The sequence below is a fragment of the Campylobacter ornithocola genome (assembly GCF_013201605.1).
Taxonomy (GTDB): Bacteria; Campylobacterota; Campylobacteria; order Campylobacterales; family Campylobacteraceae; genus Campylobacter_D; species Campylobacter_D ornithocola.
In genome coordinates this window covers 784,431-801,889 of record NZ_CP053848.1, presented here as the reverse complement: position 1 = coordinate 801,889, position 17,459 = coordinate 784,431, and the positions used below count along the sequence as shown (strand labels likewise).

The following is a 17,459-nucleotide window of genomic DNA, read 5'->3' as shown; positions in this document are numbered from 1 at the left end:
GTCAAAAAAGGGCTAGCTATTTAATTAGATTAATCGTATTTTATAAAATTCAAATAAAAGGATAAAAATGAAAAAAACTATTTTTTGCATATTAGCTATGTTTTTAATGTTTGGTTGTTCTAAACAAGAATATATAGAAGACTCCAATGTGACATTATTAGAAATAAAACACGAGCTAGGCAACACTAAGGTGATAAAAAATCCCAATAGAGTTATTGTGTTTGACTATGGTATTTTAGATTCTTTAAAAGAATTAAATTTAAGTGACAAAGTCATAGGTGTGCCATTAAAAAATTTACCCAAATATTTAGATAGTTTTAAAAATGTTGAAAATGTTGGTGGTGTTCAAGAGCCAAATTTTGAGACTATATATAAATTAAAACCTGATCTTATCATTGTTTCGGGAAGACAAGCCAAAAATTTTAAAAGTTTCGAAGAAATAGCTCCCACTCTTTATTTACCAGTAGATACAAAGGATTATTTAAACTCTTTTGAGAATAATTTAAATATTTTAGGAGACATATTTGATAAAAAAGAACTGGTAAAAGAAAAATTTAATGTTTTATCGCAAGATATTAATCATTTTAAATCACAAATTAATCCAACTAAAAAAGGTTTGATTATACTTACTAATGCTAATAAAATGTCAGCATTTGGATCAAAATCTCGCTTTGGAATTATACACGATGTATTAGATGTTAAGGTAGCAGATGAAAATATATCTGTTAGTACTCACGGAAAAAACATATCATCTGAATATATTCTTAAAATTAATCCAGATTATATTTTTGTCGTAGATAGAGATGCAATAGTAGGTGGTGAGGGAAATGCTAGAAAAACCATTGAAAATCCTATAGTCAAAAAAACAAATGCATATAAAAACAATCATATATTTTATATAAATCCTGAATATTGGTACCTCTCAGGCGGTGGATTAATATCTATAAAAATTATGTTAGAAGAAATAATTAAAGATATAAATAAGGATAAAAAATGACATTTAAAAATATTAGATTATATATGCTATGTGCATTATTTTCACAAAGTTCTTTGGTAGCATCAGAGCAAGTATTGCTTGATGAATCGGTTATATCTGCAAGCGGTTATGAACAAGATTTAGTCGATGCACCAGCTTCTATTTCTGTAATTACAAAAGAAAAATTACAAACACAACCCATCAAAGACATAGGTGAAGCCATAGCAGATATTCCAGGTGTTGATATTACTATGAACAAAACAGGAACATATGACTTTAGTATCAGAGGATTTAGCAGTGCATATACTCTTGTCTTAATAGATGGAAAAAGACAAAGCGTTGCTAATGGTTTTTATGAAAATGGTTTTAGTGGAAGTGAGTCAGGATACCTCCCTCCATCTTCAATGATAGAAAGAATAGAAGTAATAAGAGGTCCAGCATCAACTTTATATGGTAGTGATGCAGTAGGTGGCGTAATAAATATCATCACTAAGAAAAATCCTGATAAGGCTGAAGCAAGTATAGAATTTAATACTTTATTACAACAACATTCCAAAAAATATGGAAACGCTGGAGGATTTAATGCTTACATAGCCTCTCCTATTATAAAAGACAAATTATCTTTTTCAGCTAGATTTAAATATTATGATAAACAAGAAAGTGATTTAAAATGGCCAACTCCAGTATATGATAATACTGGAAATCAAAAACCAAGTAATTATCAAATAGCTTCACATAGTCCAGGGTATTTCACAAGCCTAGGTTTTGGTGGTAGATTAAATTATACTATTGATGATTATAATAATATTTATTTTGATATAGAACGCTATATTAATGAAATATCTGTTAATTCTACAAGTAGTAAAGCAGTAAAAAGCGAAAGACAATTATTCAAAGATAATATTATCTTAAATCATGATGGGAGTTATGATTTTGGAACAACTAATACTTATTTACAATATGGTAGCACAAAAGATCCGGACTTGCATAGTCAAATATGGGTAGGAGAGAGTAAAGTTATTTTACCATGGGATTTAAAAAATTATGGTAATTTAGTTACAAGTATTGGCACTAGAATAGATTATGAAATGTTAAAAAATGATAGTTCTAGTGCAGGTAGTCAAATAAAAGGTAAAAATTTAGATCAAACTACTTTAGCTTTATACGGAGAGGGAGAATATTTCATCACAGATGATTTAATATTTACAACAGGATTGCGCTATATTTATAGCGATTTATTCAACTCTAAATTAACTCCAAGATTGTACTTAATCTATCATATCAACGACAAGATAGCACTAAAAAGTGGAATAGCAATGGGATATAAAACTCCAGCAGCTAAACAACTTACCAATGGATATTACAATTATGATTCTTCAGACGCATCTTTTGGTAATCCAGATTTAAAACCAGAAGAAAGCACCAATTATGAATTAGGTATTAATTTTAGAGTATTTGATTTTGCAAATTCTTCCATTACAGCATTTGTAACCAATTTTACTAATCAAATAAGCTCAGAAGAACTTTCAGGCATACAAAATGGGATTGATTGTGACAATGGGATAACTTGCTCAAAAATAATCAATCTTGGAAAAACACAAACAAAAGGTTTAGAGATAGCTTTTAATACAGATTCTTACAATGGTTTTAGTTTAAACTCTAGTTATACTTTTATGGATAATCGCTATAAAGATGGAAAGAAAAATGTTCTTGGGGGAGATAAAATAGAAAATTTACCTCGTCATATTGCTATGATTCGTTTAAATTATGAGCAGGGTAAATTTAATTCTTACATAAAAGCTCGTGCAAGACTTGATACTATAGCAAAGTCCAAAGGAGGTAAAGTTTCTGCAATGCCTTGGGATAAATATAAAGATTTTTACATAGTAGATTTAGGAACAACATATAAAATTGATAAGCAACAAAGTATTAGCTTTAGTATTCAAAATCTTTTAGACACTGACTTTTTTGATCCAGGTGTAACAGGAAGAACAACAAATGACCTACCAACAGGTTATGCTAATCGCTATCAAGACTATACAGAAGGTAGGAGTTTTTGGTTAAGTTATAAATACTCATTTTAAAATTTTTTCAAGTATTTACTTGAAAAAATTTTAAAATCTAGGGAATAAAATTTGCTTGTAAAAATGCAAGATTGAAGATTGAGGGCAAAATCTAAATCTAAGGAATTGCATAATGAGTATATTTAGCATAAATGATAATTTCTCTTATGGTTCTATCATTTCACAAACAAAAGCAAATAAAGAAAATAAAACAAGTTCAAAAACAAATTTTGCAAATACTTTTGTTAAACAAAATGCTAGTAAATTAATTGAAACTCAAAGTAATAATACTCAAACATTAGCACTCAATGAAGCAACATTAAATCAAAATAGCATTAAAAGCGATTCTCATAATTATCATATATCAAGCGATTTTAAAATTCTATTTATGCTTTAAAATATAGACAAGCTAATTGCTTCTATGGCTTATGGTTATAGTGTAGATGCTAAAGGATATATGGGAAGTGATTTTAATAAAGCTGCAGGATTACCTGAAGATTTTAAGATACATAAATCTACTTTAGATGAGTTATATAGATTTAATACAAGTTTTAAAGAAAACACTGCAAACTATTTAGGCATTTCAAATTACTATACAAATATAGATATGGCTGATACTATAAGACAATATTATTCTAAATTTGATCAAATCATAAATCATAGTTTTGAAAATTCTAATAAGACTAGTTTTAGCATAGAAGATTTAAATTCTTTACCAAAAGGTTATAGCGTTTATAATACAGATTTTAAGTTTATGTTTCAAAATTTAGATAGTCAAACTATAACAAATTTTTATGATGCACAAGAGCAATACAATGCTATAGATAACATAGGAATGCAAAATTCTATCAATACAGGATTGAAAAAATTAGATTTTTCACCTGAAAGTATGGAAACTCAAAATTTAGATAGCGATATAGCAAAAGATACTTTTAATCCTGATATGTCTGTTTATCCAAAAAATGAAGATGGGAGCTATACTAAAGAAGCTTTATTTATGAGTTTTTTAAAATCTAGTGGTGGAGAGGTTTTAGAAGGTGGTAATACAACATTAAACCCATTAGCTAAAGCACATATTGAAGCTATGGCAAAAGAAAGTTTTGATGGTTCTTTAGCCTCTTTAAATGATATTATGACAGGTAAAGTCGATTTTGCACAAATTTTAAAAGCATATGCTCAAGATGGTTGGCTTGATTCTAAAATTTATGCCAAAGAAAATAATATTGCTTGGCAAAATTCAAGCATAGGTTATGGTGGAGCTTGGTTTGATAATCAATTTAATCAAACTAAAGCTAGTGGCTACTCTCCTAGCAATGAAAGTATAAATTCTTATATAAATTCTGTAATGGATAAATTAAATAATATTTTAAATCAAACTAGGGTGTAAAAAGTGGAGCGGGAAACGAGATTCGAACTCGCGACCCCAACCTTGGCAAGGTTGTGCTCTACCCCTGAGCTATTCCCGCATTTTTAAAGTAGAGTGTGATTTTATCAAAACTTTATTTTATTGTCAAGTTTTTAAAATTAAGGAATGTTTTTTGCTTGTGTTCATTAAATTTCAAAGGAGTTCTCATGCAAGTAAATGACAAAAATAGTCCGCTAGCTCTAAACAATATGACAAAAATCAAAGAAAAAAACACATCTTCAGATGAATTTCAAGCTACACTTAATGCACTTAAAGACAAAGAAGAAAAAGAGTATAAAAAAGATATCAACAATGCTTTTAGCAATACAGATTTAAGTATAGGTTCAATTTCTAAAGATTATAGTGTATATGCTTGGGATAAATTACGCCAAAGCAAATACCAAAAAAATGAAGAAAACATCTTAAATAATCTTTTTAAAACTTTAGATAAAGCAAGAAGTTAATCACTTTAAAGTAGAGCAGGGTAATATATACCCTTTTAAATTTTTAAAACTTTCACTTCTTGATCTTTTGCTAGTCTTATATCATCAATTTGAGTAATTAAAATATGCGTGTTTTCACATAAAGGCTTTAGCATACCCGAACCAAATTTAACTTCACTTGGTTCAAAACACCCATCAACTAATTTTCCAAAAGCAAAATCATTTCTTTGACCTTTGAAATTTAAGTCTTTAGTTAATCTTGCTTTATCAAATTCTAAAAGACTTCTACCATAAAGTAAATTTAGTATGTTTGTTGCAAAAATGTGTGTTGAAACCAAAGAAGCTAAAGGATTTCCTGGTAGAGCTAGAAAAAGCATATCGTTTTTGCTAAAAAGTTTTACATGCTTACAAAGTTTAGCATTGACTTTTTCAAAAATAGGGCTAAAATCACATTCAATCAAAGCTTGTTTGATAAAATCAGCTTCTCCCACGCTAGCTCCACCACTACTTATAAGCATATCAAATTGTTTGTTTTCTAAAAGCTTTTTATATGCACTTAAATCATCTTTTATAAGCCCTAAATACTCAACATCAGCATAATCTTTCAAAATAGCATAAATTCCAAATGCATTTGCATTATATATGCTATATTCATCAGCATTTTCCCAAGGCTCTACAAGCTCATCTCCGCTTGAAAAAATTCCAACATGCATTTTTTTAACGACATTTAACTCATAAATCCCTTGAGCAGCAAGCATAGCTATCATACTTGAAGTGATTTTTTGCCCCTTTTTAAACAAAAGCTCCCCAAGCTTTGCTTCCTCGCCTTTAAAACGGATGGCATTGTTTTTTTTAGCATTTTTAGCATTGAGTTTTTCATCTTCAAGTAAAGCTTCTTCAAACATTAAAATAGTATTTGCATTTTGAGGAATTTTAGCTCCTGTCATAATCTTATAACATTCGTTTCCAGCTAAAATATAATCATTTTTATCACCTGCTAAAATACTTCCTTTTATTTCTAGCAACTCATTCTTATGTGCATAATTTAACACATAGCCATCTAGGGCAGAATTATCAAAAGCAGGTAGATTTTTTTTCACAAAAACATCTTCATATAAAATACACCCCAAAGCTTGCGTTAAATTTACTTTTTGAAATTCATTTTTTGCTTTGATTTGTTCTTTTAAAAACTCTAAAGTTGCAAAAATATCTCTCATTCTTCAAGCCTTCTAATACTTGCACCTAGCTTTTTAAATTTTTCTTCTAAATTTTCATAACCTCTATCAAGATGATAAATTCTATGAATTTTACTTGTACCCTTAGCCGCTAAAGCCGCTAAAATCAAAGCAGAAGATGCACGCAAGTCAGTAGCCATAACATCAGCCCCTAAAAGCTCTTTAGTGCCATTTATAGTAGCAATATGCCCATTTAATCTTATATCAGCTCCCATTCTTAAAAGCTCACTTACATGCATAAAGCGATTTTCAAATAATCTTTCATCAATGATACTTGTACCATTTGCTTTTAAAGCTAAAGCCATAAATTGTGCTTGCATATCCGTTGGAAAACCTGGGTATTCACTAGTTAAAATTTCAACTGGTTTAATTTCTTTAGCAGGATTAATACTAATACTATCTTTATTAATATCAAAACTAAAACCCATTTGCTCTAGTTTTGCTAAAACCGCACTAAGATGGCTTGCATTAACTTTTTTTAGAGTGATTTTTGAGTTAGTAATAGCTCCTGCACACAAGTAAGTTCCTGCTTCTATGCGATCAGGTATAATTTCAAAAGGTTTAAATTCTAAAAGCTCTCCATCTGTACCATAAATTTCAAGCTCAGAAGATCCTATGCCTTGTATATCAAGTCCAGCCCTAGCTAAAACCTCGCAAAGTTGAACCACTTCAGGTTCTTTGGCAACATTTAAAAGTCTAGTTTTACCATGAGCTAGAGCCGCTGCCATGATGATATTTTCACTACCTGTAACGGTAATTTTATCAAACATCACATCAACACCTTTAAGCTTTCCACTAGCTACCACATAACCTTGTTTAATTTCAATATTAGCTCCCATTTTTTCCAAAGCCAAAAGGTGTAAATCAATAGGACGTTGCCCTATAGCACATCCTCCAGGCAAAGAAACTTCACAATTTCCAAACCTAGTTAACAAAGGCCCTAAAGTAAGTATGGAAGCACGCATTTTACGCACTATGTCATATTTTGCTATAGTTTTGCTTAGGTTATTAGTATTTATCTTTGCAAAATTATCTTTAAAAGTATAATCTGCTCCTAAATTTTCAAGCAAAGAAAGTAGGGTGCAAATATCTGCAACATTTGGTAAATTTGAAATTTGTACTTCATTTTTAGCTAAAATACTTGAAGCTATCAAAGGAAGTGCAGCATTTTTAGCACCGCTTATTATCACTTCTCCGTTTAATTTTTCAACACCATCAATCTCTAAATAAGTCATTATTTTCCCTTAAAATACATACATTAATGATATAATATTATTTTACTACAAACATTATAAAAATTAAATATTATATGATTAAAGGATATTTTTGGGAGTTTTTTTGGTTATACTTGGTGGGATATTTTGGGCCATTAGTGGAGTTTTGGCTGAATATTTATTTAAAAATCACTACTCTGCTGAGTATGTAAGCTTTTATCGCTTGTTTTTTACAGGCATTATTTTAATAATTTTAGGTGCAAAAAATTTCAAATTAAAATTACTAAAACAAAAACAAGAAATCAGCTCTCTTTTAATTTTTTCTATTTTTGGTTTATTAATAACACAATATGGTTATTTTAAGGCTATTTACTATACCGACGCAGGAACTGCTACGATGATACAATACAACGCACCGCTAATTATAATGCTTTTTATGTGTTTTAAAAATAAGATTTTTCCTAAAAAGATAGAATTGATTGCTTTGTTTTTGATACTCTTTGCTTTGTTTTTACTCATAACAAATGGAGATATTACAACATTAAAACTTGATATAAGAGGTGTTATTTGGGCATTTTTTGGAGCTATTGGGGTAGCATTTTATTCTTTAAGTGCTAGGGTTATCATATCAAAATATGGCTTGTTTTTAATCATGGGATTAGCTAGTCTATTCGCTTCTTTTTTGCTTTTTACATTACTACAAGGAAATATCCCAAAACATGATTTTTCTTTAAACTCCTTTTTGGCTATGAGTGGGATTATATTTATAGGTACAATAGGAGCTTTTTGCTTATATTTAAAAGGAGTTGAATTAATAGGAGCTTTTAAGGCTAGTATGATAGCTTGCATAGAACCTGTGGCTGCTGCTTTTATGAGTTTTTTATTTTTAGATACTATTTATAGTGCAATAGATCTTTTTGCTTTTAGTCTAATTATTCTTAGTGTTTTTTTAAATGCTAAAAAATAATGTATTACAAAAACCGACCCTAATCATTTTTTTATGATTAGAGGGTTGTGAGAGAATTCTGTGCTAAAACTACCATAAATATCTATAACTTAAAACACCACTATGAGAAGTTAATCTATCTGAATATAAACCATTATAAGATAAAGATATATTAGATTTTGGAGTAATAATATAAGAAAATTCTAATTGTGCAAAATAATACATTCTATCAAGATAGTATTTATCTTTATAATTAGTTCCATTTATTTCAAAATCAGCATAGTAATAATCTTTTATATTTACTTTAGCTCCTAAAGAAGCATTAGTATAAAATTTATCATTAATCATATAAATACCCTTTAATTCTTGACTAAGAGCGTATAAATCAATATGACTTAAATGATAGTTTTCATTGCCTAAAGTAAAACCACCATGTTCAAGTCTATCATAGTCTATGTTTGTTCTAGCTTGTATGGTGAAATTATCATTAAAATAATAATCATACCCTAAACCCGCAGAAACACCTAAAGAAAAACTTCCATATTTATCCTCTTCTTTAGATTCTAAAATTCTATCTATTTTAGAATCTACATAAGAAGATCTAGCTTGGGTTTTTATATATAAATCACTCTTATTAAATTTTTTTATCTTTTTATAATAGTTTAATCCAACAAACGAGACTTGATCTTTTATGCTTAAACGATTAAAATTATTATCTAAATCTTGAGTTTCTAAACCCACATAAGCACCTATGATAGAATCATCATATAAGTTTTTACTAAAACCAAATAAAACTCCATATCCATTGCCGTCTAATTTACCATTATTATGAGCTAAATCATAATTATCATTTACAAAATAAGCCTTAGCGTAAAAATAATTATCTTCTTTCATTTTAGTTATCTCATCAGAAATAACATCATTAATAAAATGTATTCTTCTTATATTACTCACATTAGAAGCTTGATTGGCAACATAAGATTTAGAATTTTGTTTTTGAACATTGATAGAAAAAGTATCATTATAATCTTGCTTAGAACTTGAGTTTTTATAAGCTATTTCGTAGATATTATTACTCATAGACGCTAGATAATCTACGCTTCCTAAACCATATCCATTATTTACTTTATCTCCTGCTGAAGTTAAAGTACCACTACCATCATTAACTAAGATTAGATCATTAGTACTATAGTAAGTATTTAATTTAAAACCTTTTCCTATCATATCATCTACATTAAGTCTTATACTACCTTTTTTAAAGTTTATGTTTTTTAAAGAATCTATGCCATTGTTGTGTGCATTATCATAAGAAATTATGATGTGGGATTGTTTACTTAAACTATCAAAATTATCAAAATCTTTATCTTTTATACCAAAATCATTAGATGAGAAAGCATTAGCATCTTGAGCTATAAAAAGATTATAATCTGCGATATTTAATTTATTATTATAATCTTTATCTAAATTAATATGAGCTCCACTTTTTCCTTTAAATTTGATTGAACCAGTATTAGAAAAAGCAGTATCAATAGGTATATCACCGCTAAATAAACCTATACCAATTTTACCTGATATAGTGCCTGTGTTAGTGATAGTATCTACTGTACCTAAAATCACTGCACTAGCATTATCTGAAGATATAATGCCAGTGTTAGCAAATGTTTTAACTCTAGAAATATAAATAGCACCACCTTTTGTGCTATTTTTTACTATGATTTTACCACTATTGTGGAAATTATTTATACCATATTCATTATAATCCTTATCTTCTAAATGAGAAAATTCAATAGCATAATCATTATCTTCTTTAGTTGAATCTACTTCAATTAAGCCTTCATTATTAAAAGTGTCAATTTTAACTTTACCCCAGTTTTCCAAAATTGTTTGATTTGATTTAATAATCCCTGTTTTTGTATTATGAAATATATCTAATTCACCTTCTAACATTGTGATTAAAGATCTAAGATTTCCACTTGTACCGTAATATTTTATAATTCCACTATTTTTAAATTCACTCAGCTTAGCACCTTGCAAACCACCAACATATAAATTTGAATTAGTATTTATAGTTCCATTATTGATAATATGTTTTACATTACCAATATTATTAAACAATATATAATCACCAATGCTATTAATCGTTCCATTATTTGTTATAGTTTCTATATACCCTTGATTATGGATAATACCTTGACTAGTTGTGAAAACTATATCTTTTTTGACGATAATAGAATTAATTGTTTTATCGTTATTAATAAAATAATAATGCCCTTTAGTATTATTATTAAAATCTGAATTTATGCTTATTTTATCTATAGTACCTTGATTTTTTATAAAAGTAGAGTTAGAGGAAATATTAACAACAGAATTATCGTCTGATTGTATTACTAAAGAGCCATTTTCCCCCCCCCCATTATTAAAAATTAAACTATCATTATTTACATTTTCAAAAACAGTACAATTTATTTGTCCACTGCAATAACTTAAAGTATCTCCATTATTTTGCCATCCAGTATTTGCGTATAACACATTAGCCAAAATCAATGAAGATAGCAACCTACAATTCATTTAAACTCCTTAATTTTTAAACTTTGATAATACAATAAAAAGTAAAAAATACCCCTTAAATTATAGATACAAAAACTTATTTAACGGCTTGCATTGCTTGAGATAACATTTGAGTTATCCTTGCGTAAATACTTTGCATCTGTGAATTTAAACTTTGAATTTGAGAATTAATCATTTGAGCTTTTTGAGGATCTTGGCTTGATTGTAATTTAGCATTTAATTCTACTATTTTAGCTTGTATTTTAGAAAGTTCTTTATAAAGTTTACTTAACTCATCTTCTGATTTTTCTCCATTTTGACTTTCTTTAACGCTTTTTTCAAGCTCTTTTACACCTTGAGTGAGTTTAAATTCTATAAAATTCTTACTCTCTTTACTTTCTTTTTCTTCTTTTTGAATATTTAAAACATAAGGATTGATTTTACTAGCATAGTCATTTATTTGCATGATATATCCTTTCTTTAAGGATATATCGGATTTTTTTATAAAAAATTAAGTTCTATCATGAAGTTTTTTGGCTACTTCTGCAGCTAATTTTAGCTTTTCATTATCAAAATGAGTATAAATTCTTGAAGTATTTAAACTTGCATGTCCTAATGCTTCTTGAACCAAGACTAAATCTTTTTGCTTTTTATAAAGTAGGGTAGCAAAAGTATGTCTTAACATATGAGCTCCATTTTTTTGCTTACGGATCCCAGCTTTAAATAAAATTTGCTCTACTATACGAGAAATATAAGCTTGGGTTAGGGCTTTGCCGTTGCGATTAACAAATAAAAGTCCATCGCAAGAAAGATAATTTACTTTTACATCTTTTAAAAGATGTTCTATAAGCTCTTTTTTAATCATTACAACGCGGTATTTATTGCCTTTAGCTCTAATGCGTATAATATAAAGATCATTTTCTTCGCTAATATCTTTTAATTTTATATTAATAGCTTCACTAACTCGAATTCCTGTAAAAATGATGATTTTAATAATTAAGCGATTGCGTATAGTGTTGCTTTTAAAGTCTGTACTATCAATAGCATCTAAAAATTTACTCACTTCATCTTCACTCATATACTCAGGTAGCTTAACTCCCTTAGAACCACTTATACCTGCCCAGTTTTTAAGATTAATATCAAAAATATGTGCCTTTTGATCTTCCTCATTTTGCTTATCTAAAAATGCAAAAAAATTAATTGTGGCTATGCGGTAATTTTTCTTACTCGCATCAGATAAAGAAGCACTAATGCTTGCTAAAATTTCTACCAAAAGCTCTTCATCGATTTGCTTTAATGAATAAAGTTTATAAAACAACAAATACTCATAAAGTTTTTTCAAAGGATTAAAATACGTATTTACACCACCAAGCCCTGCATTTCTAGCTTTTTTTACATAAGCATCAAGCTCTTGTATATTTTTAACACCTTTGCTTAAGGCTAAATTTACCATAGCTAAAGCCCGTGGATCTTTTAATTCTTTATTTGATAAAGAATTAAGCTTAAATTTCACATATCTACAAAGCCAAAATAAAAATGATTTTTCAAAATTTTCTTCACAATCTAGCGGATATTTCATCACACATTCTCCAAAGCTTTTAAAGTAGCCATTTTCGCATGAATATAAGCACTATCAAATAGCTTTTTAGAGCTCTCATTTATAATCAAACCAAGTTCAGTACAGCCCAAAATCACCCCTTGAGCTTGTGGAAATTGAGTAATTAAACCATTTAAATATCTTTTTGATTCTTCTTTTATAATACCTTTACAAAGCTCATTAAAAATAATATCATTAAGCTTTAAAATATCATCATTTCTAGGGATAAAAACTTCAATATTTGAAGTCGTTAAAAGTTGCTTATAAAAATCTTCTAACATAGTATATTTTGTCCCTAGCAACAATACTTTATCAATGCTTTGTTCTTGAAGCTCTAAAAGCATAGCCTTGGCTATGTGCAAAATAGGAATTTGAATATTTTTTTGTACGCTTTCATAGCATTTATGCATAGTATTGGTACAAATTAATATAAAATCAACTCCGCTTTTTTGCAAAAGTAGGGCATGTTGAGTTAAAATTTCACTCGCTTTTTGCCAATTATTTTTGCGTTGACACTCTTCTATCTCTTCAAAATCAACGCTAGTTAAAACTATCTTAGCACTGTGTAATTTTCCTAATTTTTCATTGGTTAATTTATTGATTATTTCATAATAACTAAGCGTGCTTTCATAACTCATTCCACCTATTAAACCTATAGTTTTCAAACTTTTTTCCTTTTAAATTTAATATAAAAATTATAAAAAAATCTTACTTAAAAAATATCAAGCTATAATTATAAAAACAAAATAAGGTGATAATATGTTTTTCAAGAAAAAAACTATACAAAAGCAAGTAAATCAAAGCAATACCTCAAAACAAAATAATACTTTAAATAATGACTTTTCACAAGAAAAAAGACTTTATGAATTTAGAGAAAATATGAAAAAACTTAGCAAAGATGAAAATAGTGCTAAACTTTTAGCAAGACAACTTTCAAGATTAATCCAAAAATCCAAATAAACCTAAAAACTCTTTATAATCTAAACTTTTATGTTAATTTTCTTTCATTTATAATTTTAACCTTTTTAGTCTATAAAAATATTTTAATATAAACTTAATATATATGTATAATTATATGATAAATAGTAAAATCTTGAAATTATATATATTTTGTATTGAAAACTATAATTTTCAAACTTTTATATTTATCTGTACTTTCATAAGTAAAATATCTTTTAAAATCATTATAATATAGTATTTTATAACATTTTAACTTTTGAATTAAAATAACTTATCCATAAAAAAATAAGTATAATTTTTTGAAAAATATTATAAGTTATTTTATGTAGCTATGAAAGACCAAAGATGTATATTTTTTATTTCAACTAAATTTTAGTTTATATTTTTACTTAAATAAAATTGAAGTTAAAAATGTAGATTAGCTATTTTCTTGACTTTTAGGATAATCAAAAAACACAACTTCCCCGCTGTGTTCTTTTATATCTTTAAATTCTTTTATATCAAATTGCATACATAAAATAGCAGAAGTTGGAAAGCTTTCTAAATCTATATGAGTTAAATATTCACAAAGTTCTTGCAATAAAGGATTATGCATAATTAACACTACCCTACTCTCTTTTAATTCTTTTATAAAATTTAACACTTCCTTTAAATTACCATCATAAAAGCTTTTTTCTATCTTAATATCTTTTTCTTTTAAAGAAAAACTTTTGCAGAGTTTTTGTGCTGTTTTTATACAACGCCTAGCAGGACTTGAAATAATACTTTGAGCTGTAAAATCTAAATCTTTAATCCTATAAATCATAGTTTTTAGATCATCTTTTCCACTAGAACTAAGCTCTCGTTGTAAGTCTTGATCGTAATTTTCTTTTTGAGCCTTAGCATGACGGATAAAATAGATATATTTCATCTTATAACCTTAAATTTACCTAAAACATATCCACATAAAAAGCCAAAAATATGTGCATACCAAGCTACATTTACACCCATAAAAATAGGCACAAAACTCATTAACAATATAGCTACGATAAGCCCTTTGGTGGCGGTTTTATCTAAATATGCATAATATCCCATTAAAACACATATAGCACCACTTGCACCCACTACATTTACAAAACTACCATCAAAACTTAAATACACATAAAAAGCACTAAGTAAAGAACAAAGAATTCCGCCAATTAAATAAAGCAATGCAAATTTAAAACTTTTTAAATATTTTTCAAGCATAGAGCCAAATTGAAAAAGTACTATCATATTTAAAATCAAATGTGCCCAATTTCCATGCATAAACATTGAGCTTAAAATTTGCCAATAAAACCCTTGAAAGAGAAATAAATTTAAACCTAAAATAACATCTAAATTTGAAGAACCAAAATAAAGATAATTCACAAAAACAAATATAACAATATTTAAAGCGATTAAAAAAGAAGCTATCATTGCCCTACTTTGCATTTTTAATAATTATAACAAAAAGCTATTTAAATTCTAGCTTACACACAAAATTCACACTAATAAGATACAATATCGTCAAAAAACAAAATAAGGTTAAAAATGAAAAAACTAACTTTAGCTTTTTTAATCACTCTAAACACTCTTAATGCTGGCATAGTTATAGCTCCTGATTCTTTACCAGCAAATATCAAACAATTTATCAAAAACTATTTTAATGCAGAAATAGGCTTGGTGGAGCAAGATGGCTACTCTTATGAAATTTATTTAAGTGATGGAAGTGAAATTGAGTTTTCACTTAATGGGGAATTTAAAGAGGCTGAAAATTTTAGATCACTAAATTATGCTATTTTACCACTAGCAATACAAAATACCATTAAAAATACCTATCCTAATACAGCAATCATAGAAATAGAAAGAAAAATTTCTTATTATAAAATCAAACTCAACAATCAAATGAAACTTTATATTGATAATAACGGAATTATTTTAAGGCAAAAATTTGATGATTAGACTTATTTGACTTTACTCAAATAAGCTAATTTTGAATTATTTTTCCAAAAAGGTTTTAACTCATCAAAACTTATAAAAATTTCAATTACTCCAGTAGAATAAGGAGCTATATCATAAGGCTCCCATATCAAACTTAAACCGTTTTTTCTTACTTCAAAAATTTCACTTATTTTAAATTCTTTAATATCAAACAACTCATTTTCATTATATAAGCTTAAAATTTTTTGTTTGATCATATTTTGAAAATCCTCATTTTCTAATTTTAACTCATTTTTTAACCTAAGAAGTTTCATATCATCAATACTATAAGTTTTTCTCAAAAAGTTAGTCATACCATGAGCACCACCTTTATACTCATAAATATTTTTTCCTAAAGAAATAATATACTCATCTTGATAAAACACATAAGCTTGAGAAAAAAATTCATTATTGGAGATATCTTCTTTATTCCATTTATCAAAGTTTTTTTCTATTTTTTGTTTTAAAGAATCTTTATCTAAATTTTCATTAAAATCGTCAATTATTTTTTCTAAATTTTTATTTTGACTTGATAGTTTTAATATATCTTCACTAAAATCAAATTCAATACTCTTTTTGTTTTCTAGTTGCTTTTGCTTCTTTAGCGACAACTGATAAATAGTTGCATTTGATTTATTCACTAAAAAATTAAATTCTTTTTTTATACCATCTATTTTACACAAGGCTTCGAAATTTTTTTTATGAGTATCTCTTAAAACACAAGTTCCAAAATCTACTATATCTATATAATACTCATTATTCTTAGCACTACCCCAAAAGCTGTATTGTTTTTGTTTTGTTTGGACAAACCCGTAACTAGTATTACTCTTTGTTGAGCTATATAAATAAATATCAAATTCTTTTCCAGTTAAAACATTTAATGTAAATGTATTTTCACTATAAGCATATAAACTTATACACAAACTTAAGCTAAAAGCAATTCTTTTAAACATTTATTCTCCTTGTACTCTTACAATTAAACTTTTTGGTAGTTTAAAATACTCAATCCATTCTTGTTCTTTTTGTCTCATTTGTCCTTGGTCTATCTCATGATCATAACCTTGTAAATGAAGCATAGCGTGTATAAAAAGCAATGATATTTCCTCTTCATTGCTATGTTTATACTCTATAGCTTTTTTACTTACTTCATCTAAATTAATCACAATACTACCAAGCAAATTTTCACAATTTTGAACCAAAGGAAAAGATAAAACATCAGTAGTTTTATCAATCCCTCTTTGATTAAAATTGATCTCATGCATAGTTTTTTCATCCACTAAAACAAGTTCTATATTTTTATCACTCATCTTTTTAGCAATTTTTTCAAGAAAAGAAATTTCCATTTCTTCTTCACAAAAAATCATTATTATCCTTTTGATTTTATAATTTCAAATTATATCAAAATTAAGGAAAAATATGAAAAAAGCTCTTTGTATTATAAGCGGTGGTATGGATAGTACTTTATGTGCATATTTGGCTAAAAAAGAAGGATATGAAATCATTGCTTTGCATTTTGATTACAATCAACGTACTATGCTTAAAGAAAGAGAATGTTTTAATAAAATTTGTGAAAAACTCAGCATAAAAACAAAATATATTTTAGATGTTTCTTTTATAGCTAATATTGGTGGCAACTCTTTAACAGATTTAAATTTAGAAATTCCAAAGGAAAAACTCCACGAAAAAGAAATACCAAACACCTATGTTCCTTTCAGAAATGGTATTTTTCTCTCTATTGCAGGAGCTATAGCTGAAAAAGAAAAATGTGAAAGTATTTTTATAGGAGTAGTACAAGAAGATAGCAGTGGCTATCCTGATTGTAGTGAAAAATTTATACAAAAAGCAAGTGAATTTATTAACGAAGGTACTACAAAAACTTACAATGTAAAAATTAAAACCCCATTAATTCATCTAAGTAAAGGACAAATAGTTAATCTATCTTTAAAAGAAAAAGTAGCTTTAGAACACACTTGGTCTTGTTATGAAAGAGAGGATAAGGCTTGTGGTAAATGCGATAGCTGTTTATTAAGACTTAAAGGTTTTAAAGAAGCTAATATTAATGATTTTATAGAATATATCTAAAAAATATATTC

17 protein-coding genes, 1 tRNA gene and 1 pseudogene are annotated in these 17,459 nt (G+C 27.5%); 8 read left to right on the top strand and 11 right to left on the bottom strand.

Annotated features, from left to right (window positions below; all coding sequences use genetic code 11):
• Positions 1–67: 67 nt before the first annotated feature.
• The 3 genes and pseudogenes from CORN_RS04220 to CORN_RS04210 all read left to right on the top strand — a co-directional run bounded on the left by CORN_RS04220 (position 68) and on the right by CORN_RS04210 (position 4,426).
• Complete coding sequence (locus CORN_RS04220; RefSeq protein ID WP_066007960.1) at positions 68–997, top strand: siderophore ABC transporter substrate-binding protein; 930 nt, start codon at positions 68–70, stop codon at positions 995–997.
• Between the two features lie 23 nt (positions 998–1,020).
• Positions 1,021–3,060, top strand: a complete 2,040-nt coding sequence (locus CORN_RS04215) for a TonB-dependent receptor domain-containing protein (RefSeq protein ID WP_425337389.1) — start codon at positions 1,021–1,023, stop codon at positions 3,058–3,060.
• Positions 3,061–3,172: 112 nt separating this feature from the next.
• A pseudogene (locus CORN_RS04210) lies at positions 3,173–4,426 on the top strand (Cj0814 family flagellar-dependent secreted protein).
• Between the two features lie 4 nt (positions 4,427–4,430).
• Here the strand turns inward: CORN_RS04210 and CORN_RS04205 are convergent.
• A tRNA-Gly gene (locus CORN_RS04205) sits at positions 4,431–4,505 on the bottom strand.
• 106 nt (positions 4,506–4,611) lie between these two features.
• On the opposite strand from CORN_RS04205, the gene CORN_RS04200 reads away from it, so the two are divergent.
• Positions 4,612–4,908 (top strand): hypothetical protein, encoded by a 297-nt coding sequence (locus CORN_RS04200; RefSeq protein WP_066007954.1) that lies wholly within the window; start codon positions 4,612–4,614, stop codon positions 4,906–4,908.
• Between the two features lie 35 nt (positions 4,909–4,943).
• On the opposite strand, the gene CORN_RS04195 is transcribed toward CORN_RS04200, so the two are convergent.
• The gene (locus tag CORN_RS04195) at positions 4,944–6,104 is read right to left on the bottom strand and encodes a molybdopterin molybdotransferase MoeA (protein WP_066007953.1); all 1,161 of its coding nucleotides are present in this window, start codon (positions 6,102–6,104) and stop codon (positions 4,944–4,946) included.
• On the bottom strand, positions 6,101–7,357 hold the full coding sequence (gene murA, locus CORN_RS04190) for a UDP-N-acetylglucosamine 1-carboxyvinyltransferase (RefSeq protein ID WP_066007952.1): 1,257 nt from the start codon (positions 7,355–7,357) through the stop codon (positions 6,101–6,103). The genes CORN_RS04195 and murA overlap by 4 nt, the downstream gene beginning before the upstream one ends.
• A gap of 91 nt (positions 7,358–7,448) precedes the next feature.
• On the opposite strand from murA, the gene CORN_RS04185 reads away from it, so the two are divergent.
• Entirely contained in the window at positions 7,449–8,303 is an 855-nt protein-coding gene (locus tag CORN_RS04185; RefSeq protein ID WP_066007951.1) for a DMT family transporter, read from the top strand.
• A gap of 69 nt (positions 8,304–8,372) precedes the next feature.
• Here the strand turns inward: CORN_RS04185 and CORN_RS04180 are convergent, their stop codons facing one another.
• The 4 genes from CORN_RS04180 to CORN_RS04165 form a co-directional block, all read right to left on the bottom strand.
• Complete coding sequence (locus tag CORN_RS04180) at positions 8,373–10,850, bottom strand: autotransporter outer membrane beta-barrel domain-containing protein (protein ID WP_172663979.1); 2,478 nt, start codon at positions 10,848–10,850, stop codon at positions 8,373–8,375.
• A gap of 76 nt (positions 10,851–10,926) precedes the next feature.
• Positions 10,927–11,295 carry a hypothetical protein gene (locus tag CORN_RS04175; protein ID WP_066007947.1) on the bottom strand — a complete coding sequence of 123 codons (369 nt, stop codon included), beginning with the start codon at positions 11,293–11,295 and terminating at the stop codon, positions 10,927–10,929.
• Positions 11,296–11,340: 45 nt separating this feature from the next.
• Positions 11,341–12,408, bottom strand: coding sequence for a tyrosine-type recombinase/integrase (locus tag CORN_RS04170; RefSeq protein WP_066007945.1), 1,068 nt, complete (start codon positions 12,406–12,408; stop codon positions 11,341–11,343).
• Positions 12,408–13,091, bottom strand: a complete 684-nt coding sequence (locus CORN_RS04165; protein ID WP_066007938.1) for an aspartate/glutamate racemase family protein — start codon at positions 13,089–13,091, stop codon at positions 12,408–12,410. Before CORN_RS04165 ends, CORN_RS04170 begins: the two co-directional genes overlap by 1 nt.
• Before the next feature lie 94 nt (positions 13,092–13,185).
• Between CORN_RS04165 and CORN_RS04160 the strand changes: the two genes are divergently transcribed.
• The gene (locus tag CORN_RS04160) at positions 13,186–13,386 is read left to right on the top strand and encodes a hypothetical protein (RefSeq protein WP_066007936.1); all 201 of its coding nucleotides are present in this window, start codon (positions 13,186–13,188) and stop codon (positions 13,384–13,386) included.
• 418 nt (positions 13,387–13,804) lie between these two features.
• Here the strand turns inward: CORN_RS04160 and CORN_RS04155 are convergent, their stop codons facing one another.
• Both CORN_RS04155 and CORN_RS04150 read right to left on the bottom strand, forming a co-directional pair.
• Entirely contained in the window at positions 13,805–14,296 is a 492-nt protein-coding gene (locus CORN_RS04155; RefSeq protein ID WP_066007934.1) for a SixA phosphatase family protein, read from the bottom strand.
• On the bottom strand, positions 14,293–14,823 hold the full coding sequence (locus CORN_RS04150; RefSeq protein WP_066007931.1) for a rhomboid family intramembrane serine protease: 531 nt from the start codon (positions 14,821–14,823) through the stop codon (positions 14,293–14,295). The genes CORN_RS04155 and CORN_RS04150 overlap by 4 nt, the downstream gene beginning before the upstream one ends.
• A 114-nt stretch (positions 14,824–14,937) precedes the next feature.
• On the opposite strand from CORN_RS04150, the gene CORN_RS04145 reads away from it, so the two are divergent.
• Positions 14,938–15,348: a PepSY-like domain-containing protein gene (locus tag CORN_RS04145; protein WP_066007929.1), complete on the top strand. Its 411-nt coding sequence runs from the start codon at positions 14,938–14,940 to the stop codon at positions 15,346–15,348.
• Between the two features lie 2 nt (positions 15,349–15,350).
• On the opposite strand, the gene CORN_RS04140 is transcribed toward CORN_RS04145, so the two are convergent.
• Positions 15,351–16,319, bottom strand: a complete 969-nt coding sequence (locus CORN_RS04140) for a DUF3298 and DUF4163 domain-containing protein (protein ID WP_066007927.1) — start codon at positions 16,317–16,319, stop codon at positions 15,351–15,353.
• Positions 16,320–16,730: an rRNA maturation RNase YbeY gene (ybeY, locus tag CORN_RS04135; RefSeq protein WP_066007925.1), complete on the bottom strand. Its 411-nt coding sequence runs from the start codon at positions 16,728–16,730 to the stop codon at positions 16,320–16,322.
• Positions 16,731–16,782: 52 nt separating this feature from the next.
• Between ybeY and queC the strand changes: the two genes are divergently transcribed.
• Positions 16,783–17,448, top strand: a complete 666-nt coding sequence (gene queC, locus CORN_RS04130) for a 7-cyano-7-deazaguanine synthase QueC (protein WP_066007923.1) — start codon at positions 16,783–16,785, stop codon at positions 17,446–17,448.
• Positions 17,449–17,459: the final 11 nt, after the last annotated feature.